Origin of the sequence: Pseudomonas azadiae, from assembly GCF_019145355.1 — a bacterium.
Classification (GTDB): Bacteria; Pseudomonadota; Gammaproteobacteria; order Pseudomonadales; family Pseudomonadaceae; genus Aquipseudomonas; species Aquipseudomonas azadiae.
This window is the reverse complement of the sequence record NZ_JAHSTY010000002.1, coordinates 1,267,516-1,292,496: the sequence shown is the minus strand read 5'-3', so window position 1 is coordinate 1,292,496 and position 24,981 is coordinate 1,267,516. Positions and strand designations below refer to the sequence as shown.

General features: G+C 61.8%; 22 protein-coding genes. 13 read left to right on the top strand and 9 right to left on the bottom strand.

The window, feature by feature from the left end; all coding sequences use genetic code 11:
* The first annotated feature begins 43 nt into the window (after window positions 1-43).
* The 12 genes from KVG91_RS22340 (at window position 44) to KVG91_RS22285 (ending at window position 15,487) form a co-directional block, all read left to right on the top strand.
* Window positions 44-538, top strand: coding sequence for a DUF1543 domain-containing protein (locus KVG91_RS22340; RefSeq protein ID WP_169375470.1), 495 nt, complete (start codon window positions 44-46; stop codon window positions 536-538).
* A gap of 98 nt (window positions 539-636) precedes the next feature.
* A complete protein-coding gene (locus KVG91_RS22335) occupies window positions 637-918 on the top strand; it encodes a peptidylprolyl isomerase (RefSeq protein WP_010210937.1) in 282 nt (93 codons plus the stop codon).
* A 130-nt stretch (window positions 919-1,048) separates the two neighbouring features.
* Window positions 1,049-2,908 (top strand): extracellular solute-binding protein, encoded by a 1,860-nt coding sequence (locus tag KVG91_RS22330; RefSeq protein WP_169375469.1) that lies wholly within the window; start codon window positions 1,049-1,051, stop codon window positions 2,906-2,908.
* On the top strand, window positions 2,908-3,969 hold the full coding sequence (locus tag KVG91_RS22325) for a microcin C ABC transporter permease YejB (RefSeq protein WP_169375468.1): 1,062 nt from the start codon (window positions 2,908-2,910) through the stop codon (window positions 3,967-3,969). Before KVG91_RS22330 ends, KVG91_RS22325 begins: the two co-directional genes overlap by 1 nt.
* On the top strand, window positions 3,969-4,991 hold the full coding sequence (locus KVG91_RS22320; protein WP_169375467.1) for an ABC transporter permease: 1,023 nt from the start codon (window positions 3,969-3,971) through the stop codon (window positions 4,989-4,991). The genes KVG91_RS22325 and KVG91_RS22320 overlap by 1 nt, the downstream gene beginning before the upstream one ends.
* Window positions 4,992-5,001: 10 nt before the next feature.
* Complete coding sequence (locus KVG91_RS22315) at window positions 5,002-6,573, top strand: ABC transporter ATP-binding protein (RefSeq protein WP_169375466.1); 1,572 nt, start codon at window positions 5,002-5,004, stop codon at window positions 6,571-6,573.
* 96 nt (window positions 6,574-6,669) lie between these two features.
* Window positions 6,670-8,076, top strand: a complete 1,407-nt coding sequence (locus KVG91_RS22310) for a sigma-54 interaction domain-containing protein (RefSeq protein WP_169375465.1) — start codon at window positions 6,670-6,672, stop codon at window positions 8,074-8,076.
* A 197-nt stretch (window positions 8,077-8,273) separates the two neighbouring features.
* Window positions 8,274-9,665: a GntP family permease gene (locus tag KVG91_RS22305; RefSeq protein ID WP_169378469.1), complete on the top strand. Its 1,392-nt coding sequence runs from the start codon at window positions 8,274-8,276 to the stop codon at window positions 9,663-9,665.
* 7 nt (window positions 9,666-9,672) lie between these two features.
* Window positions 9,673-10,446 (top strand): 3-hydroxybutyrate dehydrogenase, encoded by a 774-nt coding sequence (locus KVG91_RS22300; RefSeq protein WP_169378468.1) that lies wholly within the window; start codon window positions 9,673-9,675, stop codon window positions 10,444-10,446.
* A gap of 132 nt (window positions 10,447-10,578) precedes the next feature.
* A complete protein-coding gene (locus tag KVG91_RS22295; RefSeq protein WP_169378467.1) occupies window positions 10,579-12,534 on the top strand; it encodes an acetoacetate--CoA ligase in 1,956 nt (651 codons plus the stop codon).
* Between the two features lie 138 nt (window positions 12,535-12,672).
* Window positions 12,673-15,168 carry a hybrid sensor histidine kinase/response regulator gene (locus KVG91_RS22290; protein WP_169378466.1) on the top strand — a complete coding sequence of 832 codons (2,496 nt, stop codon included), beginning with the start codon at window positions 12,673-12,675 and terminating at the stop codon, window positions 15,166-15,168.
* Between the two features lie 43 nt (window positions 15,169-15,211).
* Window positions 15,212-15,487, top strand: coding sequence for a peptidylprolyl isomerase (locus KVG91_RS22285; RefSeq protein ID WP_003174397.1), 276 nt, complete (start codon window positions 15,212-15,214; stop codon window positions 15,485-15,487).
* Window positions 15,488-15,607: 120 nt separating this feature from the next.
* On the opposite strand, the gene KVG91_RS22280 is transcribed toward KVG91_RS22285, so the two are convergent.
* The 8 genes from KVG91_RS22280 to KVG91_RS22245 all read right to left on the bottom strand — a co-directional run bounded on the left by KVG91_RS22280 (window position 15,608) and on the right by KVG91_RS22245 (window position 22,211).
* A complete protein-coding gene (locus KVG91_RS22280; protein WP_169378465.1) occupies window positions 15,608-16,513 on the bottom strand; it encodes a sugar kinase in 906 nt (301 codons plus the stop codon).
* A gap of 127 nt (window positions 16,514-16,640) precedes the next feature.
* Window positions 16,641-17,849 carry an amino acid deaminase gene (locus tag KVG91_RS22275; RefSeq protein WP_169378464.1) on the bottom strand — a complete coding sequence of 403 codons (1,209 nt, stop codon included), beginning with the start codon at window positions 17,847-17,849 and terminating at the stop codon, window positions 16,641-16,643.
* 9 nt (window positions 17,850-17,858) lie between these two features.
* On the bottom strand, window positions 17,859-18,623 hold the full coding sequence (locus KVG91_RS22270) for an IclR family transcriptional regulator (RefSeq protein WP_169378463.1): 765 nt from the start codon (window positions 18,621-18,623) through the stop codon (window positions 17,859-17,861).
* Window positions 18,624-18,789: 166 nt separating this feature from the next.
* Window positions 18,790-19,179, bottom strand: a complete 390-nt coding sequence (locus tag KVG91_RS22265; RefSeq protein ID WP_090403356.1) for a RidA family protein — start codon at window positions 19,177-19,179, stop codon at window positions 18,790-18,792.
* A 15-nt stretch (window positions 19,180-19,194) separates the two neighbouring features.
* Window positions 19,195-19,977 carry an amino acid ABC transporter ATP-binding protein gene (locus KVG91_RS22260; RefSeq protein ID WP_169378462.1) on the bottom strand — a complete coding sequence of 261 codons (783 nt, stop codon included), beginning with the start codon at window positions 19,975-19,977 and terminating at the stop codon, window positions 19,195-19,197.
* Window positions 19,974-20,636 carry an amino acid ABC transporter permease gene (locus KVG91_RS22255; RefSeq protein WP_169378461.1) on the bottom strand — a complete coding sequence of 221 codons (663 nt, stop codon included), beginning with the start codon at window positions 20,634-20,636 and terminating at the stop codon, window positions 19,974-19,976. Before KVG91_RS22255 ends, KVG91_RS22260 begins: the two co-directional genes overlap by 4 nt.
* Before the next feature lie 11 nt (window positions 20,637-20,647).
* Window positions 20,648-21,310 carry an amino acid ABC transporter permease gene (locus tag KVG91_RS22250; protein WP_010564617.1) on the bottom strand — a complete coding sequence of 221 codons (663 nt, stop codon included), beginning with the start codon at window positions 21,308-21,310 and terminating at the stop codon, window positions 20,648-20,650.
* Window positions 21,311-21,362: 52 nt separating this feature from the next.
* Window positions 21,363-22,211, bottom strand: a complete 849-nt coding sequence (locus KVG91_RS22245) for a transporter substrate-binding domain-containing protein (RefSeq protein ID WP_169378460.1) — start codon at window positions 22,209-22,211, stop codon at window positions 21,363-21,365.
* A 321-nt stretch (window positions 22,212-22,532) separates the two neighbouring features.
* Between KVG91_RS22245 and KVG91_RS22240 the strand changes: the two genes are divergently transcribed.
* The gene (locus tag KVG91_RS22240; protein ID WP_169378459.1) at window positions 22,533-22,781 is read left to right on the top strand and encodes a hypothetical protein; all 249 of its coding nucleotides are present in this window, start codon (window positions 22,533-22,535) and stop codon (window positions 22,779-22,781) included.
* Window positions 22,782-23,167: 386 nt separating this feature from the next.
* On the opposite strand, the gene KVG91_RS22235 is transcribed toward KVG91_RS22240, so the two are convergent.
* Window positions 23,168-24,736, bottom strand: coding sequence for a TerC family protein (locus tag KVG91_RS22235; protein WP_169378458.1), 1,569 nt, complete (start codon window positions 24,734-24,736; stop codon window positions 23,168-23,170).
* Window positions 24,737-24,981: the final 245 nt, after the last annotated feature.

Genomic DNA, 24,981 nt, shown 5'->3' with positions numbered 1-24,981 from the left:
GCAGTATGGTTACGCTTTGCCAAGTCGCCAGGAAGAACCTGCAATGCTGTTTGTCGTGATGCTCGGGGGCAAGCACCCACGGGCAAAAATTGAAGTTCACGATGTGGTGTTCGCTGTGGCGGACACGCTTGAATCGACCTACCCGCAATTACGCGCCGACTGGTTCGGCAGCCCCAAGGGCGTGCATATTGATTCGTGGATGGCCGTGGAGGGTGTCGACGGTTGGACAGTCGAACTCAGCCACCTGGCACCTGCTGCCGGCGCGCACCACCTGTATTTCATCAACCTCGGCGGCTATGAAGCCAACAGCTTTGGCGAGGCCCACCGTTACCTGCTGGTGGTCGCGCGCAATAAAAAGGAGGCCGCGAGCAAGGGCAAGCAACAGATGCTGCGCCAATGGTCCCAGGCCCACACCGACGGTGTGCTGGACATCGACGATTGCCTGCCCATCGACCGGGTGGACGGACGCTATATCCACCTTGTACAGGGCCCGCACCGACCGATCATCCAGCAGAACGACTATATCGTCCTGCCTTGACTCAACCCGAACCGCTCGGCAATCGGCAGGAACTTTGCCAGGAAATAACCGCCTGAATCCGGTAGGCTCACCCTTTTTCATTCAAGGAGTTACTCCCCATGGCCAAAGCCACCGCCCGTCACATCCTCGTTTCCACTGAAGACAAGTGCAACGAACTCAAGGCCCAGATCGAAGGCGGCGCCGATTTCGCAGAAATCGCCAAAGCCAACTCCAGCTGCCCTTCCAGCCGCGATGGCGGCAACCTGGGTTCGTTCGGTCCAGGCCAGATGGTCAAGGAATTCGACACCGTCGTCTTCAGCGCCCCGGTCAACACTGTGCAAGGCCCGGTGAAAACCCAGTTCGGCTACCACCTGCTGGAAGTCACCAGCCGCCAGGACTGATCCCGTCTGCGCTGATGCGATAAACAACGGCCCGCCTTCTGGTGGGCCGTTGTGCATGTGATGACTGGCGACGCTGCTGCCGTTAGCGTACAAATCCCTTTTCCTATTCACACGGCGTTCAAGGCTGACAATGCGATTGGCTTTTTCCTCTCTACTAAGTTCGAGCCTGGCCCTGCTGCTGGCCAGCACTGCGGTGATCGCGGCGCCGCAACCGTATCTGACGGTGTACGGCGAACCGGCCAAGTACGCCACAGGCTTCACCCATTTCGACTACGCCAACCCCGATGCCCCCAAGGGCGGCAGCCTGCGCCGCTCGGCCATCGAGATCGGGCGCTTCGACCATGTGCTGCCGTATATCGACAAGGGCATCGGCGTCTCCCAGGTTGACGGTTGGGTGTACGCGCCGCTGGCCCAGCGTTCACTGGACGAGCCCTACACCGTTTACGGCCTGGTCGCCGAACAGATGGAGCGCGCCGGTGACGGCCTGTCGCTGCGTTTTTTCCTCAACCCCAAGGCCCGGTTTGCCGACGGCAAGCCGATCACCGCCGAAGACGTGCGCTACAGCTTCGACCTGCTGATGACCCAAGGCAGCCTGCGCTTTCGCACCTTGTTCGCCGACGTCAAGCAGGTCGAAGTCGAAGGTGAGCGCCAGGTACGCTTCGATTTCTCCAGCGATGAAAATCGCACCCTGCCCTTGGACATCGCCACCCTGCCCGTCTTCCCGGAACATTGGTGGAAGACCCGCGACTTCGCCAATGGCGGCGGCTATGAAGCGCCACTGGGCAGCGGGCCCTACACCGTCAGCAAGATCGACTCCGGCAGCACCATCACCTTTACCCGCGACCCGAACTGGTGGGGCAAGGACTTGCCGGTCAGCCGCGGCCTGTACAACTTCGATCACCTGAGCCTGGAATATTTCGGCGACACCGAAGTGGCCCGCCAGGTGTTGCGTGGCGGCGCCTATGATTTCAACCGCGAATTTTCCGCCACCGGCTACTCCATCGGGTACAACGGCCCGGCCCTGGACGACGGCCGTCTGCAACGCGCGCACTTGGCCAAGGAGATGCCGCAACCGGCCCAGGGTTATGTATTCAACGTGCAAAACCCGATGTTCAAGGACCGCCGCGTGCGCCAGGCACTGGCGATGCTGTGGGATTTCGAATGGGCCAACCGGCAGATGATGCGCAATATGTACATCCGCCAGCAGAGCTTCTTCTCCAATAGCCCGCTGGCTGCCAGTCAACCGCCGACCAAGGAGGAACTGGCGATCCTTGAACCCTTGCGCGGCCAGGTGCCCGACGAGGTCTTCACCCAGGTGTTCAAGGCCCCGGTCACCGATGGCAGCGGCATGATCCGCGACAAGCAACTGCAAGCCCTGGCCCTGCTGGAGGAAGCCGGCTGGAAACCGGACGGCGACAAACTGGTCAATGCCGAAGGCAAGCCGCTGGAGTTCACCTTCCTCAACACTCAGAACGGCCTGGAACGCCTGCTGTTACCCTACAAACGCAACCTGGCGCAGATCGGCATCACCTTGAATATCCGGCGTATCGACTCCTCGCAGTACGTCAATCGGATCATGTCCCGAGACTACGACATGATCGTCATCGGCTTCCCTGTCACCACCTCACCGGGCATGGAGCTGTACAACTATTTCGGCTCAGCGGCGGCCTACGATCCAGGCGCCAACAACTACGCGGTGCTCAAAGACCCGGCCGTGGACACGCTGATCAAGGGCCTGGTCAAGGCCGACACCCAGGCGCAGATGCTCACCTATGCCCACGCGCTGGACCGGGTACTGCAATGGAATTACCTGTGGATCCCCAATTACTACCCGCCCGGCACCTCTGCCGCGTGGTGGAACCGCTTCGGCCGCCCGGTCATCGAGGCCAAGAACGACGAAGCCCTGGAAACCTGGTGGGAAATCAGCCCCACGCCACTGACCACCGAGCAAATGAACGCTGAGTTGAAAAAACGCGGAGGGGCGCGCTGATGTTTGCCTATATCGTGCGGCGCCTGCTGCTGATCATCCCGACGCTGGTGATCATCCTGCTGGTGAATTTCGTGATTGTGCAGGCCGCCCCCGGTGGCCCGGTGGAACAAGCCATCGCGCATTTGCAAGGCATCGGCGGCGGTGGCGTCGGTGGCTCGTCCGGCGAAGGTGTCAGCAGCGGCTCCCGCGCCAGCCGTGGCCTGGACCCGAAGTTGATAGCGGACATCGAGAAACAATACGGCTTCGACAAGCCCGCGCCGGAACGCCTGTGGCTGATGCTCAAGAGTTATGCGCAGTTGGATTTCGGCAACAGTTTCTTTCGCGGCAAGACGGTGATTGACCTGATTCTGGAAAAAATGCCGGTGACCATTTCCCTCGGCCTGTGGGCGACGCTGATCACCTACCTGGTGTCGATCCCCCTGGGGATTCGCAAGGCGGTGCGCCACGGCAGCAGCTTTGACGTGTGGAGCAGCACCGCCATTGTCATCGGCTATGCGATGCCGGCGTTTCTGTTCGCAATGTTCCTGATCGTGGTATTTGCCGGGGGCACTTCGCTGAACTGGTTCCCGGTGCGCGGGCTGGTGTCGGAAAACTTCGAAGAATTGAGCACGATTGGCAAGGTCGCCGATTATTTCTGGCACCTGGTATTGCCGGTGACGTCGCTGGTCATCGGCGGGTTCGCCACGCTGACCATCCTCACCAAAAACTCGTTCCTCAATGAAATTACGCGCCAATATGTGGTGACTGCGCGTGCCAAGGGCTTGAGCGAGCGGCGCGTACTCTACGGCCATGTGTTCCGCAACGCCATGCTGCTGGTGATCTCGGGGATTCCCCAGGCGTTCATCAGCGTGTTCTTTGCAGGCTCCTTGTTGATCGAGGTGATCTTCTCCCTCGACGGCCTGGGCCGCATGAGCTACGAAGCAGCGGTATCGCGCGATTACCCGGTGGTGTTCGGTTCGTTGTTTATCTTCACCTTGTTCGGCCTCTTGATAAAACTGATCGGTGACCTCTGCTACACCCTGGTGGACCCGCGTATCGACTTCGCCGCGAGGAACGCCTGATGCTTGATCTGTCTCCCGTGGCGCGTCGACGTTTCGAGCGCTTCAAAAAGAACCGTCGCGGCTGGTGGTCGCTGTGGCTGTTTATCGGCCTGTTTCTGCTGACCCTCGGCGGCGAGCTGATCGCCAACGACAAGCCGCTGGTGCTGAGTTTCAAGAACGAGCTGTATTTCCCGGTGTTCAAGCGCTACACCGAGCAACAGTTCGGCGGCCAGCTGCCGTTCCAGGCCGACTACCGCAGTGACTACGTACAAAAGCTGATCAAACAGGACGGCGGCTGGATGCTGTTCCCGCCGATCCCGTTCAGCGACGACACCCCCAACTACGAACTGACCCGCCCCGCCCCGAGCCCGCCCTCGGCGGTGAACTGGCTGGGTACTGACGATCAGTCGCGGGATGTGCTGGCGCGGGTGATTTTTGGCGCGCGGGTGTCGATCCTGTTTGCCTTGGCGCTCACTGCGATCAGCGCGGCCATCGGCATCGCGGCCGGTGCGTTGCAGGGTTATTACGGCGGCTGGGTGGACTTGATCGGCCAGCGCGTGCTGGAGGTGTGGTCCGGGTTGCCGGTGCTGTACTTGCTGATCATCCTGTCGGGCTTTGTCGAGCCCAATTTCTGGTGGCTGCTGGGGATCATGGCGCTGTTTTCCTGGCTGGCCCTGGTGGACGTGGTGCGCGCCGAGTTCCTGCGCGGGCGCAACCTGGAATACGTCAAGGCGGCACGGGCGCTGGGCTTGGGTGACGGCAAGATCATTCGTCGGCATATCCTGCCCAATGCCATGACGGCGACGCTGAGCTACCTGCCGTTTATCCTGACCGGGGCGATCTCCACCCTGAGCGCCCTGGATTTCCTCGGCTTTGGCATGCCGGCGGGCAGCGCGTCGCTGGGCGAACTGATCGCCCAGGGCAAGCAGAACCTGCAAGCGCCCTGGCTGGGGCTGACGGCGTTTTTCACCTTAGCGCTGATCCTGTCGCTGCTGGTCTTTATCGGCGAGGCGTTGCGTGATGCCTTCGACCCCCGCTCGTGAGTGAGTACGTATGAACCTCATCGAAATACGCGACCTCAGTGTCGCTTTCAGCGGCGACACAGTGGTCCGCAACCTCAGCCTGGATGTGCGCCCCGGCGAATGCCTGGCGCTGGTGGGCGAGTCGGGTTCGGGCAAGTCGGTGACAGCCCATTCGATCCTGCAACTGCTGCCTGAGGCGGGTACGCAAACCAGCGGTTCGGTGAAGTATCGCGGCCAGGAACTGATCGGGGCGTCGGCGGCCACCCTGCAAAAACTGCGCGGCAACCGCATTGCGATGATCTTCCAGGAGCCGATGACCTCACTGAACCCACTGCACAGCATCGAAAAGCAGATCGGCGAAACCCTGCTGCTGCACAAGGGCCTGGGCGGCAAGGCGGCGCAGGCGCGCATCCTTGAACTGCTCGACCTGGTGGGCATCCAGAAACCCGAGGAACGGCTCAAGGCCTATCCCCATCAGCTCTCCGGCGGCCAGCGCCAGCGGGTGATGATCGCCATGGCCCTGGCCTGCGAGCCGGAGTTGCTGATTGCCGACGAACCCACCACCGCGCTGGATGTAACCATACAGCGCAAGATCCTGCTGCTGCTCAAGTCCTTGCAACAACGCCTGGGCATGTCGCTGCTGCTGATCAGCCATGACCTCAACCTGGTGCGCAGCATTGCCCAACGCGTGTGCGTGATGCGCGCCGGCGAAATCGTCGAGCAGGCCGATTGCGAGACCTTGTTCACCGCGCCACAGCATCCTTACAGCCGGCTGTTACTGGATGCCGAACCCGCCGGCGACGCACTCTGCAGTGACGAGCGCGAGACGGTACTGGAGGTGCACGACCTGAGCGTGCAATTCCCCCTCGGCGGCGGGCTGTTTCGGCGCAAGACCTACCTGCGCGCGGTGGACGGCATCAGCCTCAGCGTGCAGCGCGGCAAGACCCTGGGGATTGTCGGCGAGTCCGGTTCGGGCAAGTCCACCCTGGGCCAGGCAATCCTGCGGTTGCTCGATTCCAGCGGCAGCATTCGTTTCCAGGGTGAAGCCCTCGACCCGCTGAATAACCAACAGATGCGGCCCTGGCGCAAGCAGATGCAGGTGGTGTTCCAGGATCCCTATGGCAGCCTCAGCCCGCGCATGACCGTGGCCCAGATCATCAGCGAAGGGCTGGAGGTGCACGCGCCGTGCGGCCTGGCCGAGCGCGATGCGCAGGTGATCCAGGTGCTCAAGGACGTCGGCCTGGACCCCGCCAGCCGGCACCGCTACCCCCATGAGTTTTCCGGAGGCCAGCGCCAGCGTATCGCCATTGCTCGCGCCCTGGTGCTCAGGCCGGCGCTGATGCTGCTGGACGAACCCACCTCGGCCCTCGACCGCACCGTGCAGAAACAGGTGGTGGGGTTGCTGCGGGAGCTGCAGGATAAATACGGCCTGACCTATCTGTTTATCAGCCATGACCTGGCGGTGGTGCGGGCCATGGCCCATGACATGATCGTGATCAAGGACGGCAAGGTGGTGGAGCGCGGCGCGAGCCAGCGGGTGTTTGAGGCGCCACAGCATTCGTACACCAAGGAACTGCTGGCAGCGGCGCACATTCCCTTGTAGGCGCTGGCTTGCCTACGATAGCGTTCTTGAGATCGCCATCGCAGGCAAGCCAGCTCCCACAGGACCGTAATCCTATTCCTGTTTTGTGTGGGTGGCATGAACATGACCGATAGCCTCAAGGACTACCAACAGGTTCGTGGCCTGGCCATCCAGTCGCTGTTCGAGATCATCGAGCAGTCCAGCGAAGGCACGGTGATTGTCGACCGCGACGCGAATATCGTGTGGATGAACGAGCGCTACGCCAAGCGCTTCGGGCTCAAGAGCGCCGACCAGGCCATCGGCCAGCCTTGCGAGCAGGTGATTTCCAACAGCCTGTTGCGCCAGGTGGTGCGCAACGACCAGCCGATATTGCTCGACATCCAGGACACGCCAAAGGGTCCGTTGGTGGTAATGCGCCTGCCGATTCACAACGATGCCGGCGCGGTGATTGGGGCGATTGGCTTTGCGCTGTTCGATGAACTACGCAACCTGTCGCCCTTGATCGAACGCTACCTGAGCCTGCAGCAAGAATTGGCGTCCACGCGCTCGCTGCTGCGCTCACGGCAGAGCAAATACAACTTCGCGCACTTTATCGGCACCAGCGCGGCCAGCCTGGAAGTCAAGCGCCGGGCGCGGCGCAGTGCGAGTGCCGAATCGCCTGTTTTGCTGCTGGGCGAAACCGGTACCGGCAAGGAGCTGCTGGCCCAGGCGATCCACGGCGCATCGACGCGTGCACATAAGGCGTTTGTCAGTATCAACAGCGCCGCCATCCCCGCCGACCTGCTGGAGGCCGAGTTTTTCGGCACCGCGCCGGGCGCATTTACCGGCGCCGACCGCAAGGGCCGCCCGGGCAAATTCCAGATTGCCCAGGGCGGCACGCTGTTTCTGGATGAAATCGGCGACATGCCCCTGCCGTTGCAAAGCAAATTGCTGCGGGTGTTGCAGGAAAAGGAATTCGAACCCGTGGGCTCCAACGAAATGCTGCACAGCGATGTGCGGGTGATTGCCGCCACGTCCATGGACCTGGAAGCGGCGATCAAGCGCGGCGAATTCCGCGCGGACTTGTATTACCGGTTGAACGTGCTGCCGATCCAGGTGCCTGCTTTGCGTGAGCGCCTGGACGATATTCCGGCGTTGAGCGAGGCAATCCTCGAGGAACTGCGCAGCCAGCACGAGTTGGATCAAGACGCCTTGGCCTTGCTGGCACAGCATGCGTGGCCGGGCAATATCCGTGAACTGCGCAATGTGCTGGAGCGTGCGGCGCTGTTGAGCGATGACCTGGTGCTGGATGCCCGGGAAATCCGTGCGGCGATAGGCACATTTACGCCGGTGGAGCGCAACACGGTGCCCGCCATCGAGGGTGAGTCGTTCAACGCGGCACGGGAGCGGTTCGATCGGCAGGTGATTGGGGCGGCATTGAGCGCGTGCGGCGGGAATGTAGTGGAAGCGGCCAGGCGGCTGGGGCTTGGGCGGTCGACGTTGTATAAGAAGATGGTGGCGCTGGGCATTAACGAGTCTCAATAAAGAGACAATAATCTCCAAACAAAGACAGCTCCCACAGTGGATCCCCACTGGTCTCAAAATAGAGACGACCTTTAGAAAGCTCTACATCACCCAAGAAAATATTATTAATTATCAATATCTTAGAGATTTGGCACACATCTCGCTATAGCCCTCCCCACAGCCACACCCCACAAAAATAACAACCTGGAGACACACCCATGAGTGTGATCATTGCCCTGGCGGCCCTCGCGCTGCTGATGCTGGCCGCCTACCGTGGCTACAGCGTCATCCTGTTTGCCCCCATCGCCGCGCTCGGCGCTGTGCTGCTCACCGACCCGTCCGCCGTCGCGCCCGCCTTTACCGGCGTGTTCATGGAGAAAATGGTCGGTTTTATCAAGCTGTATTTCCCGGTATTCCTGCTGGGTGCGGTGTTCGGCAAGCTGATCGAGCTGTCGGGCTTTTCGCGCTCCATCGTCGCCGCCGCGATCCGTTTGCTAGGCACTCGCCAGGCGATGCTGGTGATCGTGCTGGTCTGCGCCCTGCTCACCTACGGCGGCGTGTCGCTGTTCGTGGTGGTGTTTGCGGTGTACCCGTTCGCAGCGGAGATGTTCCGCCAGAGCAATATCCCCAAGCGCCTGATCCCGGCGACCATCGCTCTGGGTGCATTCTCGTTCACCATGGACGCCCTGCCCGGCACGCCGCAGATCCAGAACATCATCCCCAGCACGTTCTTCAACACCACCGCCTGGGCCGCGCCATGGCTGGGTTTGATCGGCACGGTCTTCGTGTTCTGCGCCGGCATGCTGTACCTGGCGCGCCAGCGCAATAAGGCGCAACGCGCCGGTGAAGGCTATGGCACCGAGTTGCGCAACGAGCCGGAAACCGCCGAGAACCTTACGCTGCCCAACCCCTGGATCGCAGTGTCGCCGCTGATCCTGGTCGGGGTGATGAACCTGTTGTTCACCCATTGGATCCCGCAGTGGTACGGCAAGACCCACAGCCTCAGCTTGCCGGGCATGGCCACGCCGGTGACCACCGAAATCGCCAAGCTCACCGCGATCTGGGCGGTGCAGGCGGCGTTGCTGGTGGGCATCCTCCTGGTGCTGGCGTTTGGCTGGTCGGCGATCAAGAGCAAGCTCGCCGAGGGCAGCAAAAGTGCGGTCAGCGGCGCGCTGCTGGCGGCGATGAACACCGCGTCGGAATACGGCTTTGGCGCGGTCATCGCCTCGCTGCCGGGCTTTCTGGTGCTGGCGGACTGGCTCAAGGGCATCCCCAACCCGCTGGTCAATGAAGCGATCACCGTGACCTTGCTCGCCGGTATCACCGGCTCCGCGTCGGGCGGCATGAGCATCGCCCTGGCGGCCATGTCCGAGAGCTTTATTTCGGCGGCCCATGCGGCCAATATTCCCCTTGAAGTGCTGCACCGGGTCGCGGCCATGGCCAGCGGTGGCATGGACACCCTGCCCCACAACGGCGCGGTGATCACCCTGCTGGCGGTGACCGGCCTGACCCACCGCGAAGCCTACAAGGACATTTTCGGCATCACGATCATCAAGACCCTCGCGGTGTTCGTGGTGATCGGTACTTTCTACGCCACTGGCATTGTGTGAGGTGTTCATGACGACATTGAATGGCAAGACCGCCCTGGTCACCGGCTCCACCAGCGGCATCGGCCTGGGCATCGCATTGAGCCTGGCCAAGGCCGGCGCCAATCTGATTCTCAACGGTTTCGGCGACGCCAGCGCGGTGGTCGCCCAGGTGCAGGCATTTGGCGGTAAGGTCGGGCATCACCCGGCGGATGTCAGCGACCCGGCGCAGATCGCCGACATGATCGCCTACGCCGAGCGTGAATTCGGTGGCGTGGATATCCTGGTGAACAACGCCGGGATCCAGCATGTGGCCGCCGTGGAAGACTTCCCGGCCGAGCGCTGGGATTCCATCATTGCGATCAATCTGTCATCGGTGTTTCACAGCACGCGCTTGAGCTTGCCGGGAATGAAAGCCAAGGGTTGGGGGCGGATCGTCAACATCGCGTCGGTGCACGGCCAGGTCGGTTCGGTGGGTAAGGCGGCGTATGTGGCCGCCAAGCACGGCGTGATCGGCTTGACCAAGGTGGTGGGCCTGGAAACGGCGACCAGCAATGTCACGTGCAATGCCATCTGCCCAGGCTGGGTGCTGACGCCGCTGGTGCAGAAGCAGATCGATGATCGCGCCGCCCATGGCATCGACCCGCAGCAGGCGCAGCAGGAATTGCTGGCCGAGAAACAGCCGTCGCTGGAGTTTGTGACGCCGCCGCAGTTGGGCGAGTTGGTGCTGTTTTTGTGCAGCGAAGCCGGCAGCCAGGTACGCGGTGCGGCGTGGAATATCGATGGTGGCTGGCTGGCTCAATAATCCAGACACAGAAGATCAAATGTGGGAGCTGGCTTGCCTGCGATAGCGGAGGGTCAGTTGGCTCACCTGTGACTGATACACCGCTATCGCAGGCAAGCCAGCTCCCACAGTTCAAGAATAAGAGGCAGCTTTATGTCCGACATCCTCTGGCAACCCTCCCCGGAACGCATCGCCAACACGCGAATGGACCAGTTCCGGCGTTACATCAACGAGCGCTATAGCCTACAGCTCAGCGACTACCCGGCCCTGCACCCGTGGAGCATCGATCAGCGCCCGGCGTTCTGGCAGGCCATCGTCGAGTACTTCGATGTGCAATTTCGCAGCCCGCCCACGGCGGTGCTGATCGAAGGCACCGAAATGCCCAGCGCCCAGTGGTTTCCCGGCGCGACCCTGAATTTTGCCGAACACCTGCTGCGCCGTCGCGACGATCACACGGCGGTGGTGGCCGTGGGCGAAAACGGCCAGCGCGAACAGCTCACCTACGCCGAACTGGCCGCGCACGTCGCCGGCCTGCAAAACAGCCTGCGGGCCGCCGGCGTTACCCAAGGCGACCGCGTCGCTGCGTGCATGCCCAACACCTGGCAAACCCTGGTGGGCATGCTCGCCACCACCAGCCTGGGCGCGATCTGGTCATGCTCTTCGCCGGATTTCGGCACCCAAGGCGTGATCGACCGTTTCGGCCAGATCGAGCCCAAGGTCTTGATCACCTGCGCCGGTTACCGCTATGCCGGCAAAGCCATCGACCAGCGCGCCAAGCTCAATGAAATCCTCGCGCGCCTGCCGTCCCTGGAGCAATTGATCATTGTGCCCTACGCACGGCCACAGGCGCGGGTCGAGGACTATCAGACACACGCCGGCGTCACGCTGTGGCAAGACTTCTACCAACCCGGCGGCGAACCGGAATTCGTCGCGGTGCCCTTCGATCATCCGCTGTATATCCTCTATTCCAGCGGCACCACCGGCGTGCCCAAGTGCATCATCCACGGCACCGGTGGCGTGTTGCTCACCCACCTCAAGGAGCACGGCCTGCATGCCGACCTGTCCAGGGATGACTGCCTGTTCTACTACACCACCTGCGGCTGGATGATGTGGAACTGGCTGGTGTCGGTGCTGGCCATCGGCGCCACGGCGGTGCTGTATGACGGCTCGCCGTTTTATCCTGGGCCCGAGCGCTTGATCGACCTGATTGATGCCGAGAAGATCAGCGTGTTCGGCACCAGCCCCAAGTTTCTCGCGACCCTGGAAAAAGCCGGGCTGCAGCCGCGCCTGAGCCACGACCTGGGCAGCCTCAAGGGGCTGATCTCAACCGGTTCGCCACTGTCGCCGCAGAGCTACGACTATGTGTACCGCGAAATCAAGCACGAGCTGTGCCTGTCGTCGATGTCCGGCGGCACCGATATCGTCTCCTGCTTTGTGATCGGCAACCCGGTGTTGCCGGTGCGTCGCGGCGAAATGCAGTGCAAGAGCCTGGCAATGGCGATCGAGGTCTGGGACGACAGCGGCCAGCCGCTGGTCGGCGAAAAAGGCGAACTGGTGTGCACCCGGCACTTTCCGGCCATGCCCATCGGCCTGTGGAACGACCCGGACCGCCAGAAGCTGCGCGCCGCGTATTTCAGCCAGTTCCCCGGTGTCTGGGCCCAAGGCGACTATGCCGAACAACGCGCGAATGGCAGCCTGCTGATCCATGGACGCTCCGACGCCGTGCTCAACCCCGGCGGCGTGCGCATTGGTACCGCAGAGATCTACCGCCAGGTGGAAAAGCTGCCACAGGTACTGGAAAGCCTGGCCATTGGCCAACGCTGGCAGGACGACGTGCGCGTGGTGCTGTTCGTGCGCCTCGACGACGGTGTGGAACTGGACGAAGCGCTGCAGCAGCAGATTCGCCAGGTGATCCGCGCCAACACCACGCCGCGCCATGTGCCGGCCAGGATCCTGGCTGTCAGCGATATCCCGCGGACCATCAGCGGCAAGATCGTTGAATTGGCGGTGCGCAATGTGGTGCACGGCGAACCGGTGAAGAACACCGACGCGCTGGCCAACCCCCAGGCCCTGGAGCAATTTCGCGACCGCGCGGAGCTGGCCGAATGATGAAAGGTTTCAGCGCCGACGTACGGATGTAAAGACAAACCGCCAATGCGTGCTATTTTTCCGGGGTAGTCACTCAGTCCCGACTCGCGGGATAATGGGTGTTGTCATTTTTCAAAGCGTTACGCTCAGGGCTTTTTCATGAATGGAACATCCACCGGCAGCGAAACCGCCGCATTGATTGCGCGGTTGGACTGGGCGCAAAGCCCCCTCGGTGAGGCCAATGAATGGCCGCAAAGCCTGCGCACCGCAGTGGACATCGTCGTGCATTCGCCGATGCCGATGCTGCTGCTGTGGGGCAAGCAGCTCACGCAAGTCTATAACGACGGCTTCGCCCTGCTGGCCGGCAACAAACACCCGGATGCGATGGGCCAGCCGACACACCAGACCTGGCCGGAGCTGGAAAGCTTTACCCGGCCCATCTATGAGGCCGTGCTCAGCGGCCAGGTGCGCACCTTCAGCGAGCAGCGTTTCGTGCTGCAACGCCATAACCGCGACACCGAAATCTGGCTGGACCTGACCTACAGCCCGATCCGCGACGAAAGCGCCAACGTCGCCGGTATCCTGGTCACCGCCATCGAAACCAACGAGCGCCGCAAGGCCCAGCACAACACCGAACAACGCCTGCAGCTCGCCCTGGCGGCCACCGACGCGGTGGGCACCTGGGATTGGGATATCGGCGAAGACCGCTTCATCGCCGACGCGCACTTCGCCTACCTGCATGGCGTGGCCCCCAGCGACGCGGACCGGCTGCCGATCAGCGACTACCTGCAAGGCGTACACCCCGAAGACCGCGGCATGGTGGCGCGCAGCATCAAGCATTGCATTACCTTCGGTACCGAATACGCCGAGGAATACCGGCTATTGCAGGCCGACGGCCAGGTGCGCTGGGTATTTGCCCGGGGCCGCTGCTATAAGGATCATCAGGGCCGCCCCGCGCGGTTCCTCGGTGCCGCGCTGGACCTTACCGAGCGCAAGAACACCGAGCAGGCCCTGCGCCAAAGCCAGACCGAATTGCAACTGATCATCAACGCCATGCCGGTGCTGATCGGCTACGTCGACCATGAAGAACGCTTTCGCCTGAACAACAGCGCGTACCTGGAATGGTACGGCATGACCCCCCAGGAGCTGTACGGCAGGACCATCCGCGACGTGCTCGGCGACGAGGTATATGCCGGCCGTGCCGACAAGATCGCCGCCGCGCTCAAGGGCAAGGCCTGCAGTTTCATGACCGTCACACCGCACCGCGACGGCCGGCCGCGCCATGCCTTGATGAAGTACCTGCCGCGCTTCAGCAATGACGGCTCGGTAAATGGGTTCTACATCTTTGTGATCGATGAAACCGAACGCAAACTCACCGAAGAAGCCCTGCGCCACCTCAACGAAAATCTCGAAGAGCGCGTGGCCCAGCGCACCCAGGCGCTGGCCGAGGCCAACCAGCGCCTGCAAAACGAGATGTACGAGCGCGAGCGCGCCGAAGACGCCCTGCGCCATGCGCAGAAGATGGAGGCCGTGGGTCAGCTCACCGGCGGCATCGCCCATGACTTCAACAATATGCTCACCGGCATCATCGGCAGCCTCGACCTGATGCAGCGCTATATCGCCGCCGGGCGCAGTGACGAGATCGGCCGCTTTACCGATGCCGCCGTGTCTTCGGCCCGCCGTGCCGCCGCCCTTACCCATCGGTTGCTGGCCTTCTCGCGGCGTCAATCGCTGGACCTTCGCCCGCTGGACCCGAACCAGTTGGTGGCGTCCCTGGAAGAGTTGTTCCGCCGTACCAAGGGCGCGCACATCGACCTCAAGGTGCGACTGGGGCGCGATATCTGGCCGGTCAACACCGACGCCAGCCAGCTGGAAAACGCCTTGCTCAACCTGGTGATCAACGCCCGCGACGCCATGCCCGACGGCGGTGAAATCCTGATCGAGACCGCCAACAGCTACCTGGACGGTAGCGACATCACCACCCTTGAACCGGTCAAGGCCGGCGACTACGTGATGCTTGGCGTGTGCGACAACGGCACCGGCATGGCGCCGAAGATCCTGGCCAAGGCGTTCGACCCGTTCTTCACCACCAAACCCATCGGCCAGGGCACCGGCCTGGGGCTGTCGATGATCTACGGGTTTGCCCAGCAGTCCGGCGGCCACGTGACCATCCAGAGCGAGCCGGGCCAGGGTACGCGTGTGCGCCTGTACCTGCCACGCCTGTTCGGTACGTCGCTGGAAAGCAACCTGCCCGCCCACTTGAGCGAGGCGCCGCTGGCCCTGGCCGGCGAGGCCGTGGTGGTGGTCGAGGACGATCCGGCGGTGCGCATGCTGGTGGTCAATGTGCTCGATGAACTGGGCTACACCGCGCACCAGGCGGCCGACGCACGGGCCGCGCTGCCGCTGCTGGAGTCGGACCTGCGCGTGGACCTGCTGGTCACCGACGTCGGCCTGCCGGGCATGAACGGCCGGCAGTTGGCGGAAATTGCGCGCCAGCACAGGCCGGGGCTCAAGGTGCTGTTCATGACCGGTTACGCCGAAAAAGCCGCCGAGCGTCAGGGTTTCCTCGAAGCAGGCATGGACATGATCGCCAAGCCGTTTTCCATCGACCTGCTGGCCACGAAAATCCGCGGCATGATCAGCGTGGCGCAATGAGTTCAGGCATAATCGCGCGCCGTCGCCCACCCGGTAGATCCCCATGAAAGCCCAAGCCCGTCATATCCTGGTGAAAACCAGCGAAGAAGCCGAACAACTCAAGCAGCGCATCGCCAAGGGCGAAGCGTTTGATGTACTGGCCAAGAAGTACTCCACCTGCCCCTCGGGCAAGCGTGGCGGTGACTTGGGTGAAGTGCGGCCTGGGCAGATGGTGGGGGCGATTGATGCGGTGATCTTCAAGAAGCCGGTGAAGGTGGTGCATGGCCCGATCAAGAGCAAGTTCGGGTATCACCTGGTGCAGGTGTTTTACCGCGATTGAGGGGTTGGCTCCAGGCCGCTATCGCAGGCAAGCCAGCTCCCACAGGTGACCGCATTCCAATTGGAGAAACGCGGTCAACTGTGGGAGCTGGCTTGCCTGCGAACCGCCGCAGGCGGCGATTCACCTGGGAATCAAGGCCCCCGGCACTTGAATGACCCGACTGGCCAACCGATGCCCTGCCAAAGCGGCCTCTTGCGGTGAACCGCCTCTAAGCCGACCGGCCAAATACGCCGCACTGAACGAATCCCCCGCCGCCGTCGTATCCACCACCGTCTCCACCTTCAGTGCCGGCACTGCAAAGCGCTCGCCCTTGCAACGGATCAGGCACGCCTCCGCCCCCCGCTTGAGCACGACCTCTTCAATATTTGGATACGCCGCAAACACCTGCTCACTGTCGGCATGGCCAAACAACGCGCGTTCGTCATCCTCGGTGAGCAAGGCGATATCCACCTCGGCCAACACCGAGCGATAAGCCACGCGCGCCGCCTCGACATCGGCCCACAGCCGTGGCCGGTAATTGTTGTCGAACACCACCTTGCCACCACGCCTCCGGGTCTCGATCAGCGCCTGCAGCAAACGCTCGCGACCGACCTCACCCAGCACGGCCAGGGAGATCCCGCTGAAATACACCACGTCATACTTCGGCAAGGCCGCCAGGATCGGCTCGGCTGCGGGCGTGGTGAAACAGTCACGCACGGCGGCCTCGTTGCGCCAGTAAAGGAATTTTCGCTCGCCATGGGCATCGGTCTGGATGCAGTACAAACCGGGCAAACGGCCAGGCAAGCGCTGGACCCTGGACAGGCCCAGGCCTTCTTGCGCCCAGTGTTTGCACATGGCATCGCTGAAACTGTCGTCGCCCAGGGCGGTGACATAGTCGACGCTGCCGTTATCGCCCAGCTCGCGGCGCAGGTACACCGCCGCGTTCAAGGTGTCGCCGCCGAAGCTCTGGTGCAGGCTGCCGTCGGCGCGGTGTTGCAGTTCGATCATGCATTCGCCGATGAGGGCGATGTGGGGCTGGGAAGTCATGGCTTATTTCTCGGGTGTGGCTGATGGCCTCTTCGCGAGCAAGCCCGCTCCCACAGTTGACTGCATTCCTACAATTAAAACGCGGTCAATGTGGGAGCTGGCTTGCCTGCGATGGCAGCGACTTGGTCTAGAAGCAGGTACGCAAACACTCAACCACCTGCATTTGCTCATCCACCAGACAACCCACTTGCCACTTGTCGAAGGTCAGGCAAGGGTGCGAAGTGCCGAACGAAATAATGTCGCCAATGCGCAGTTCAACCCCGGGTGCCACGCTCATGAACGCATGCTGGTCCATCACCGCCGTCACCTTGCACGCGCTCACATCATCGCCTTGCGCCGGCATAACCCCGGCCTTGTAACGCTTGAGCGGCACCGGCAACCCCGCGTCATAGGCCACGTCGCGCTTGCCCAGGGCGATCACCGCAAAGCCCGGCTCAGGCAGCGATTGCACGTGGGCCCAGACTTCCAGGGCCGGGCGCAGGCCTTCGCTGAGGTCGCTGCGGCGCTCGAGTACGCAGCATTGGGCGTCTTTGTAGATACCGTGGTCGTGGGCTACGTAGCTGCCCGGGCGCAGCACGCTGAGGAAGCGGCCGGCGGCGTTCTGCGCTTCGAAAGACTCGGCGATCAGGTCATACCAGGCCGAACCCGACGCCGTGACGATGGGCTTGGGCAGGTCAAAAGAGCCATTGTTCTGCAGGTCCACCGCCAGGCGCACCAGGCTGGCGGCGAAGTCGCGGATGCCGCTGATCGCATGCTCACCATGGATCACGCCTTCATAGCCTTCGATACCGGTCAGGGCCAGGGCGGGCTGGGCCTTGATCGCCTTGGCTAGGTCGCGCACTTCCTGCTCGCTGCGGCAGCCGCAACGGCCGCCGACCACGCCGTATTCGATCATCACGTTCAGGCGCAGGCCACGGGCCGCGAAGAACAGGCCCAGGTCGGCGACGTTGTCCGGGTGGTCGACCATGCAGTGGAAGTCGAAATCCTTGTCGGCCAACAGGTCAGCGATCAACGCCATGTTCGGCGCGCCCACCAGTTGGTTGGCCATCAGCACGCGACGCACACCGCCGGCATAGGCGGCTCGGGTCTGTACCGCGTTGGCCAGGGTAATGCCCCAGGCGCCTGCGGCGATCTGGCGCTGGAACAGCGCGGGCATCATGCTGGTCTTGCCATGGGGCGCCAGTTCGGCGCCGCTCCTGCTGACAAAGTCTTGCATCCAGCGGATGTTGTGTTCCAGGGCATCACGGTGCAGCACCAGGGCGGGCAGGCTGACGTCGCGGACCAGGTGGGCACCGGCGGCGGCGGCGCCCTTTTCAACGGCGTTGATGGCAGACATGGAAAACTCCTATTCGTTGATGCGCCGGGCCAGGTTATTGGCGCTGTCGATCAACACCCGGCGATAGCTGCTGTAGTTTTTGAGCGCATCGGCCCGTGGGGCGACGATGCACAGGGTCGCAACGCTGATGCCTTGCGCGTCCCGCACCGGGGCGGCAAAGCAATGGGTAAAGGTGTCGGCCACGCTGTCGAAGGAAAAGAAGCCATCGAGGCTGGCCTGACGGATCTGCGCCAGGAAGGTGTCCAGCGCCAGGCGCTGGCCGTCCGGCAGGATAAAGTCGTCGGGGTCGATCAGGTCGACGATCTGCTGGTCGCTCAGGTGCCCCAGCAACAGGCGCCCGGAAGCGGTCCAGGGGATCGGCGCGTTTTCGCCGATGTCCGAAGAAATGCGGAAATGCCGCTCGCCTTCGCGCATCAGCGCCACCGTGTATTTGCGCCCGTTGAGCAGGCACATCTGCGCGGTTTCGTGGGTCTGGCTGACGATCTCCTGCAAAGCGTGGTCGGCTTCGCGGGTCAGGTCGAAATGGCGCAGGTGCGCCTGGCCGAGAAAGTACAGCTGGCGACCGAGGTAGACGTGACCGTCCTTGCCCACCGTTTCCAGGATGCGCCGTTCGAGCAGCGACGCGACCAATTCATAGACCGTGGATTTGGGGCTGCCGATGCCGCTGGCAATATCATTCGGGCGCAGCGGCTGGCCGATTTCCTTGAGAAAATCGAGGATATCGAATGCACGGTCCAGGCCTTTGGCGCGGCGTTTGATGGTGTCTTCGGTCATGGTGGTGTGGGTCCGGTCAGAGTTGTGTGCCGCACAGCGATTCCCTGTGGGAACGGGCTTGCCCGTGATTGCGGTGGGTCAGTGGCGCAGGTGCTGTCTGACACTCCGTCATCGCAGGCAAGCCAGCTCCCACATGTGATCTGCTTTGGGCTTCAGATTGGGGCATTTAGCCTTTTTTCTTGTAGGCCACGCAATCAATCTCCACCTTGCAATCGACCATCATGTTGGCCTGCACACAGGCGCGCGCCGGGGCGTGTTCCGGGGTGAAGTATTCGCCGAACACTTTGTTGAAACTCCAGAAGTCCCGTGGGTCTTCCAGCCATACGCCAACGCGCACCACGTCTTTGAGTTCGTAGCCGGCTTCTTCAAGAATCGCCACCACGTTGCGCATGGTCTGGCGGGTTTGCTCGATGATTCCGCCGCTGATGATTTCTCCGTCCACCGCAGGCACCTGGCCTGAGACGTACAACCAACCGTCCGCTTCCACCGCACGGGCGAAAGGACGTGGCTGGCCACCGCCGGCTGTGCTACCGGCACCGTAACGCGTAATACTCATACAATAGCTCCTTGATTAAAAACGAATGTTCTTGAGAAATTCCGCCAGTCGCGGCGACTGCGGGCGTTCGAAAATAGCCTTGGCGCTGCCCTGCTCCTCAATGCGGCCCTGGTTCATGAACACGATCTGGTCCGACACTTCATAGGCAAAGCGCATTTCGTGGGTGACCAGCAACATGGTCATGCCCTCTTCCGCCAGGCCCTTGATCACGCTGAGGACTTCGCCCACCAACTCCGGATCCAGGGCTGAGGTCACTTCATCGAACAGCATCAGGCTGGGGTTCATGGCAATCGCGCGGGCAATCGCCACGCGCTGTTGCTGGCCGCCGGACAGCTGACCGGGGAAGTGATTGCGGCGCTCTAGAAGTCCTACACGATCGAGCCATTTTTCCGCCAATGCCACCGCCTCGTCCTTAGGCATTTTCTTAACTTTCAACAAGCCCAGGGTCACGTTCTGCAATGCCGTCAAATGCGGGAACAGGTTGAACTGCTGGAACGCCATGCCGGTCATTGCACGGTGCTGGGAGATCACGCGTTCAGAGTGACGCACGCGCTTGCCAGCGATGTCGCTGTAGCCGATGGACTCGCCGTCCAGGGTGATCTGCCCGCCCTGGAATTCTTCCAGCAGGTTGACGCAGCGCAGCAGCGTGGTCTTGCCCGAGCCGCTGGAACCGATCAAGGTCACCACGTTGCCGCGCTGCATGGACAGGTCGACGCCCTTGAGCACTTCGACCTCGCCGTATTGCTTGCGCAGGCCACGGATGTCCAGCAGCGGTGGGTTGGTTTGAGGTTGGTTCATGGCAAGGCCACCCGCTTTTCAATGTAGCGCCCGAATAATTCGATGGCGTAGTTGATGACAAAAAACAGAAACCCGGCGAACAGGTAGAACTCCAGGGTCATGAAGGTGCGTGCGATCACTTGCTGGGTGCTCAGCAGCAACTCGGCCACGCCGATCACCGAGAGCAAGGTGGACGCCTTGACGATTTCCGTGGAGGAATTGACCCAGGTCGGCAGGATCTGGCGCAGCGCCTGAGGCAACAGCACGTAACCCAGGGACTGCGGGAATGTCAGGCCGATCGCCTTGCCCGCTTCCAGTTGTCCACGGGGAATGGCTTGCAGCGCACCGCGCACGATTTCCGCGACGTGGGAGCCGCAAAACAGCGTGAGGCCGACGGCGCCGGCCTGGAAGGCGCTGATCTGCCAACCGAGCGCCGGCAGCATGTAGAAACACGCCAGCACCAGCACAAACACCGGCGTGCCACGGATCAGGTCGACATACAGACGGAACGGCGCGCGCATCCAGAACCTGCCGTAGGTCAGCACCAACCCGGCAACGATGCCGATCAGGGTGCCAAAGATAATCGCCAGCGCCGAGACGTACACGCTGGTTTGAAAGCCCGCCCAGAGGGTATCCCGGGCGATCCACAACTCCTGCAGCCAGCTGGGGGATGGGTACATGCAAGCCGCTCCTAACGACGGATCGCCAGACGCTGCTCAAGATAACGGAGCAACATGGCAATGAGGTAACAGGCAGCCACGTAGAGCGCGGTCGTGACCAACCAGGTTTCAATCACCCGGTAGCTCTCGACGTTGATCTTGCGGGCGTAATAGGTCAGCTCGGGCACTGCGATGGCGGCGGCCAGGGAAGTGTCCTTGAACAACGAAATGAAATTGTTCGACAGTGCCGGCAGCACGTTGCGCAGCATCACCGGCACGGTGATGTAGGCGCGGATACGCCACTCACCCAGGCCGATGGCCAACCCGGCTTCACGCAAGCCCTTGGGAATGTTCAGCAGCCCGGCGCGGAACACTTCGGTCAGGTAGGCACCGGCGTACAGCGACAGGGTGATGATGAATGACGGGATCTTGTCCAGGCGGATGCCCAGGCTGGGCAACGCGAAGTAGATCAACAGGATCAGCACCAGGATCGGTGTATTGCGCACCACCGTGACGTACACCGAGGCGAGGATGCGCAACGCGCGGTGCCTGGACAGCATGGCGAACGCCATCAGCAGGCCGATCACGCAGCCAATGGCGATCGACAGCAACGCCAGTTCCAGGCCCAGCCACAGCCCCGCCAGCAAGGTGTCGAAATCACGCCAGACGGCGGCAAAATTCAACTGATAGTTCATCTTGGACAGTACCTGAGGGAGGCGCCGCGCGCGGCGCCGCGGTTTTCACGAATCACTTGAATTCGACAGGGAACCCAATCGCAGGCTCTGGCAGATCCACGCCGAACCATTGCTTGAACGAGGCCTTGTAGGTCGGGAATTCCACGCCGGTCATGGCTTCATGCAGCGCCGTGTTGACGAAGTTCAGCCAGTCCTGGTCGCCACGCTTGACGGCGCACGCGTAGGTCTGCGGGCTCCAGGCGTAGCTCGGGCTGCGGTAGCGGCCGGGGTTCTGCACCATCAGGTATTTGACCGAGGACTGGTCGGTGGCGGCGGCGTCGGCGCGACCGGAGTTCACCGCCTGGTACATCAGGTCGACGCTGTCGTACTGGTCGACCTTGGCCTTGGGCAGCGCCTGGTGCACCAGTTCTTCGGCATACACGTTTTGCAGCACGGCCACGGTGACGTCGTCGCCGGCCGCTTGCAGGTCTTCGATCTCTTTGTATTTGCTGTTGTTCGGCAGCAACAGGCCCACCCCTTCGCGGTAGTACGGCAGGGTAAACGCCACCTGCTGCGCACGGCTGGCGGTGACGGTGATGAACTGGCAACTCATGTCGACTTTGTCCGTCAGCAGGTTGGGAATCCGCGCGTCGGACGACTGCACCACGAACTCGACCTTGCTCGGGTCATTGAACAAGCCCTTGGCCACGATGCGGCCGATATCGATATCAAACCCTTGTAACTTGCCATCCGCTCCCTGGAAGTGCCACGGCGCATTGGTACTGCCTGTACCCACGATCAGGTGCCCACGCTTGAGCACATTATCGAGCTTGCTGTCCGCTGCCTGCACGATGCTGGCAACGCAAGCCGATGCGGCGAAGAGAAAAACACACGCTTTGAACACGGAAGGTCGGTGATGCATGACAAGCACTCCAGGGGTTGTGTATTCCGCTATACCGGAACTTAGTATGTAACAACGGAATAGACAGCAGAAAGTGTGCCACACGCAGCAGCAGGAAAACAGGCAGGAGGTAAATACGTTAGGAATCAGCCAGATAACACTGATAGGGAATAAGGCGTTGCGCCAGCGTTTGGAATCACGTTGCTACCCAAGGCCCCACGCAGCCGTGACAGGCCCCACACGGGTGCGCCACTGCCGCGTTACCGTGCATGCCGCTGATGGAAAAATCCCTGCGCTGCGCTAGCCTTGACGGATACAGGTCGAATAAAGGACGACGCCTTGATGAAGTTCAGTCTCACCCTGCTGTTACTCACCTTTCTGGCCGCCGGCAGCGCCTGGGCGAGCAGCGATCGTCGCGAGTGCAAGGCAGAGCTGCGCAAGCTCAACGAAGCCTTGAGCACCAACTACACCGGCCAGAATCACCATGGTTATCGGCAGGCCAAAGCCTCAAGGGACAATCTGGAATACAGGAAGTGCGCGAGCCAGGCGCGCAAGGCCCGTGAGCGCGTGGAACGTAAGGGGGGCCTGTGAAGGTTGACAGTAGACGGGGGCGAAACTGAGCGCTAGCTTGCACAGAAATGGATCAGGCAAGCGGGAAATCACCATGGGACAAGCTACCGACGGCATTCAGACTAACGAGCAATATCAGCAGGTGGTGACGTCCCATCAAACTGTGTTCCTACTGTTTGTTTCGAGGGGATGCCCGGCATGCCCTCCGGCCATCGTGCTGTTCGAACGCTTCGCCAAGAGATACGCTGCGTTCGTGAAGAGCATGGTGCTTTACGTAGAGGAAACGCCCAAGCTCGCGATAGTCACCGGAACTCCATTTCTTGTGATTCACCGCAACGGAAAAATCGTGGATATGCTCAAGGGCTTTGGACCTTGGGAGACACAAAAGCGGACACTGAGAAGCACCTTCAGCCGCTATGCCCGGCAGCAGGCTCCAGAGTTACCTGCGTCACCCGACGCTCCTCCACCGCCGCTACCGTCAGGCGCCACCCCTCATGCTCCAGGCTATCGCCCACCACCGGTAGACGGTCGAGCAGGCTCATTACCAGACCTGCCAGGGTCTGATAGTCCTGGGTTGCATTAGCCTTGAAGCCGATGCGCTGACGAACCAGATTCAGGTTCAAGGCGCCATTGGCACGGAAGCCATCGCCCTCCTCGACAATATCCGGGCCCGCGATCTCACTGGCGTCCGGCAACTCACCGGCGATGGACTCGAGAATATCGGTCATGCTCAACACGCCCATGAAGTCGCCGAATTCGTTGATCACGAACGCAATGTGAGTCGATTCCTGGCGCATCTGCTCCAAGGCATTGAGGATCGAAAAACTTTCCAGCAAATTGATCGCCCGGCGCGCCAGGTGCGCAAGGTTCGGCTCGTTGCCGGCCAGGTACTCCTTGAGCAACTCCTTCTTGTGCACGAAGCCCAACGGCTCATCGACGGCACCGTCGCGGATCAGCGGCAGCCGCGAGTAGGACGAATGCATCAACTTCAGACGAATAGCCTCGGGACCGTCCGCCAGGTCGATACAGTCGACGTTGGCCCGCGGCGTCATCAGGCTGCGGATCGGCCGTTCAGCCAGTTGCAGCACACCGCTGATCATCACGCGCTCGCGTCGGTCAAACAGCGGGCCTTGGGTAGCATCCGGCTCGCCAAGCAGGTCCGCCACGTCTTCACCCACCTCCTCCACCGCCAGGCTACGCCCGCCGAGCAAACGCATCACCGCATGGGCCGTGCGTTCGCGTACCGGCAACACGCCTTGCGCCGACTTTTTGCGCCGCGACCGGGCGATCTGGTTGAACACCTCGATCAGGATCGAGAAACCAATCGCCGCATACAAATAACCCTTGGGAATATGAAAGCCCAGGCCTTCGGCGGTCAGGGCGAAGCCGATCATCATCAAAAAGCCCAGGCACAGCATGATCACCGTCGGGTGCGCGTTGACGAAACGGGTCAGCGGCTTGCTCGCGATAATCATCAGGCCGATGGACACGATCACCGCGATCATCATCACTGCCAGCTCATCCACCATGCCCACGGCGGTAATCACCGCGTCGAGGGAGAATACCGCGTCGAGCACCACGATCTGCGCCACGATCGGCCAGAACATCGCATAGGCCACGTTGCCTGAACGCTGGGCCACATGCCCTTCCAGACGCTCATGCAATTCCATGGTGGCCTTGAACAGCAGGAACACACCGCCAAACAGCATGATCAGGTCACGGCCGGAGAAGCTTTTGTCGAACACCTCGAACAGCGGCTGAGTGAGCGTCACCAGCCAGGAAATACTCGCCAGCAGGCCCAGGCGCATCAGCAAGGCCAGGGACAAGCCGATCAACCGCGCACGGTCGCGCTGCTCCGGCGGCAGCTTGTCCGCCAGGATCGCGATAAACACCAGGTTGTCGATGCCCAGTACCAGTTCCAGCACAATCAAGGTCAACAGGCCGAGCCAGGCCGTTGGATCCGCTAACCATTCCATTTATAGAGTCTCTTCAATCGTTTTTCTGAATGCCGGGCACGGCAAGGCGCGGTCGGTGGACCGGTACAAGGCTAGCAGTCGGAATACGGGATGCTTCAGAGAGAACAGCGGCAGCGGATGTCTTGGAGAGAGACGACTGGGAGGCTCCGAGAGGGTGTTCATGCAAATCCTGCGATGACAAAAGGACTTGAATCGTACAGGCGAACAGGAAATTTCTCACAGTCCGAAACTATTACAAAATCTGT

Bases quoted from the DNA above. Each gene is read 5' to 3' on its own strand.
- KVG91_RS22235 (WP_169378458.1), bottom strand. From the start codon at position 24,736: ATGGAATGGTTAGCGGATCCAACGGCCTGGCTCGGCCTGTTGACCTTG.
- KVG91_RS22325 (WP_169375468.1), top strand. From the start codon at position 2,908: ATGTTTGCCTATATCGTGCGGCGCCTGCTGCTGATCATCCCGACGCTG.
- KVG91_RS22270 (WP_169378463.1), bottom strand. From the start codon at position 18,623: ATGACCGAAGACACCATCAAACGCCGCGCCAAAGGCCTGGACCGTGCA.
- KVG91_RS22285 (WP_003174397.1), top strand. From the start codon at position 15,212: ATGAAAGCCCAAGCCCGTCATATCCTGGTGAAAACCAGCGAAGAAGCC.
- KVG91_RS22295 (WP_169378467.1), top strand. From the start codon at position 10,579: ATGTCCGACATCCTCTGGCAACCCTCCCCGGAACGCATCGCCAACACG.
- KVG91_RS22305 (WP_169378469.1), top strand. From the start codon at position 8,274: ATGAGTGTGATCATTGCCCTGGCGGCCCTCGCGCTGCTGATGCTGGCC.
- KVG91_RS22280 (WP_169378465.1), bottom strand. From the start codon at position 16,513: ATGACTTCCCAGCCCCACATCGCCCTCATCGGCGAATGCATGATCGAA.
- KVG91_RS22330 (WP_169375469.1), top strand. From the start codon at position 1,049: ATGCGATTGGCTTTTTCCTCTCTACTAAGTTCGAGCCTGGCCCTGCTG.
- KVG91_RS22250 (WP_010564617.1), bottom strand. From the start codon at position 21,310: ATGAACTATCAGTTGAATTTTGCCGCCGTCTGGCGTGATTTCGACACC.
- KVG91_RS22275 (WP_169378464.1), bottom strand. From the start codon at position 17,849: ATGTCTGCCATCAACGCCGTTGAAAAGGGCGCCGCCGCCGCCGGTGCC.
- KVG91_RS22340 (WP_169375470.1), top strand. From the start codon at position 44: ATGCTGTTTGTCGTGATGCTCGGGGGCAAGCACCCACGGGCAAAAATT.
- KVG91_RS22245 (WP_169378460.1), bottom strand. From the start codon at position 22,211: ATGCATCACCGACCTTCCGTGTTCAAAGCGTGTGTTTTTCTCTTCGCC.
- KVG91_RS22300 (WP_169378468.1), top strand. From the start codon at position 9,673: ATGACGACATTGAATGGCAAGACCGCCCTGGTCACCGGCTCCACCAGC.
- KVG91_RS22315 (WP_169375466.1), top strand. From the start codon at position 5,002: ATGAACCTCATCGAAATACGCGACCTCAGTGTCGCTTTCAGCGGCGAC.
- KVG91_RS22255 (WP_169378461.1), bottom strand. From the start codon at position 20,636: ATGTACCCATCCCCCAGCTGGCTGCAGGAGTTGTGGATCGCCCGGGAT.
- KVG91_RS22290 (WP_169378466.1), top strand. From the start codon at position 12,673: ATGAATGGAACATCCACCGGCAGCGAAACCGCCGCATTGATTGCGCGG.
- KVG91_RS22265 (WP_090403356.1), bottom strand. From the start codon at position 19,179: ATGAGTATTACGCGTTACGGTGCCGGTAGCACAGCCGGCGGTGGCCAG.
- KVG91_RS22310 (WP_169375465.1), top strand. From the start codon at position 6,670: ATGAACATGACCGATAGCCTCAAGGACTACCAACAGGTTCGTGGCCTG.
- KVG91_RS22240 (WP_169378459.1), top strand. From the start codon at position 22,533: ATGAAGTTCAGTCTCACCCTGCTGTTACTCACCTTTCTGGCCGCCGGC.
- KVG91_RS22335 (WP_010210937.1), top strand. From the start codon at position 637: ATGGCCAAAGCCACCGCCCGTCACATCCTCGTTTCCACTGAAGACAAG.
- KVG91_RS22260 (WP_169378462.1), bottom strand. From the start codon at position 19,977: ATGAACCAACCTCAAACCAACCCACCGCTGCTGGACATCCGTGGCCTG.
- KVG91_RS22320 (WP_169375467.1), top strand. From the start codon at position 3,969: ATGCTTGATCTGTCTCCCGTGGCGCGTCGACGTTTCGAGCGCTTCAAA.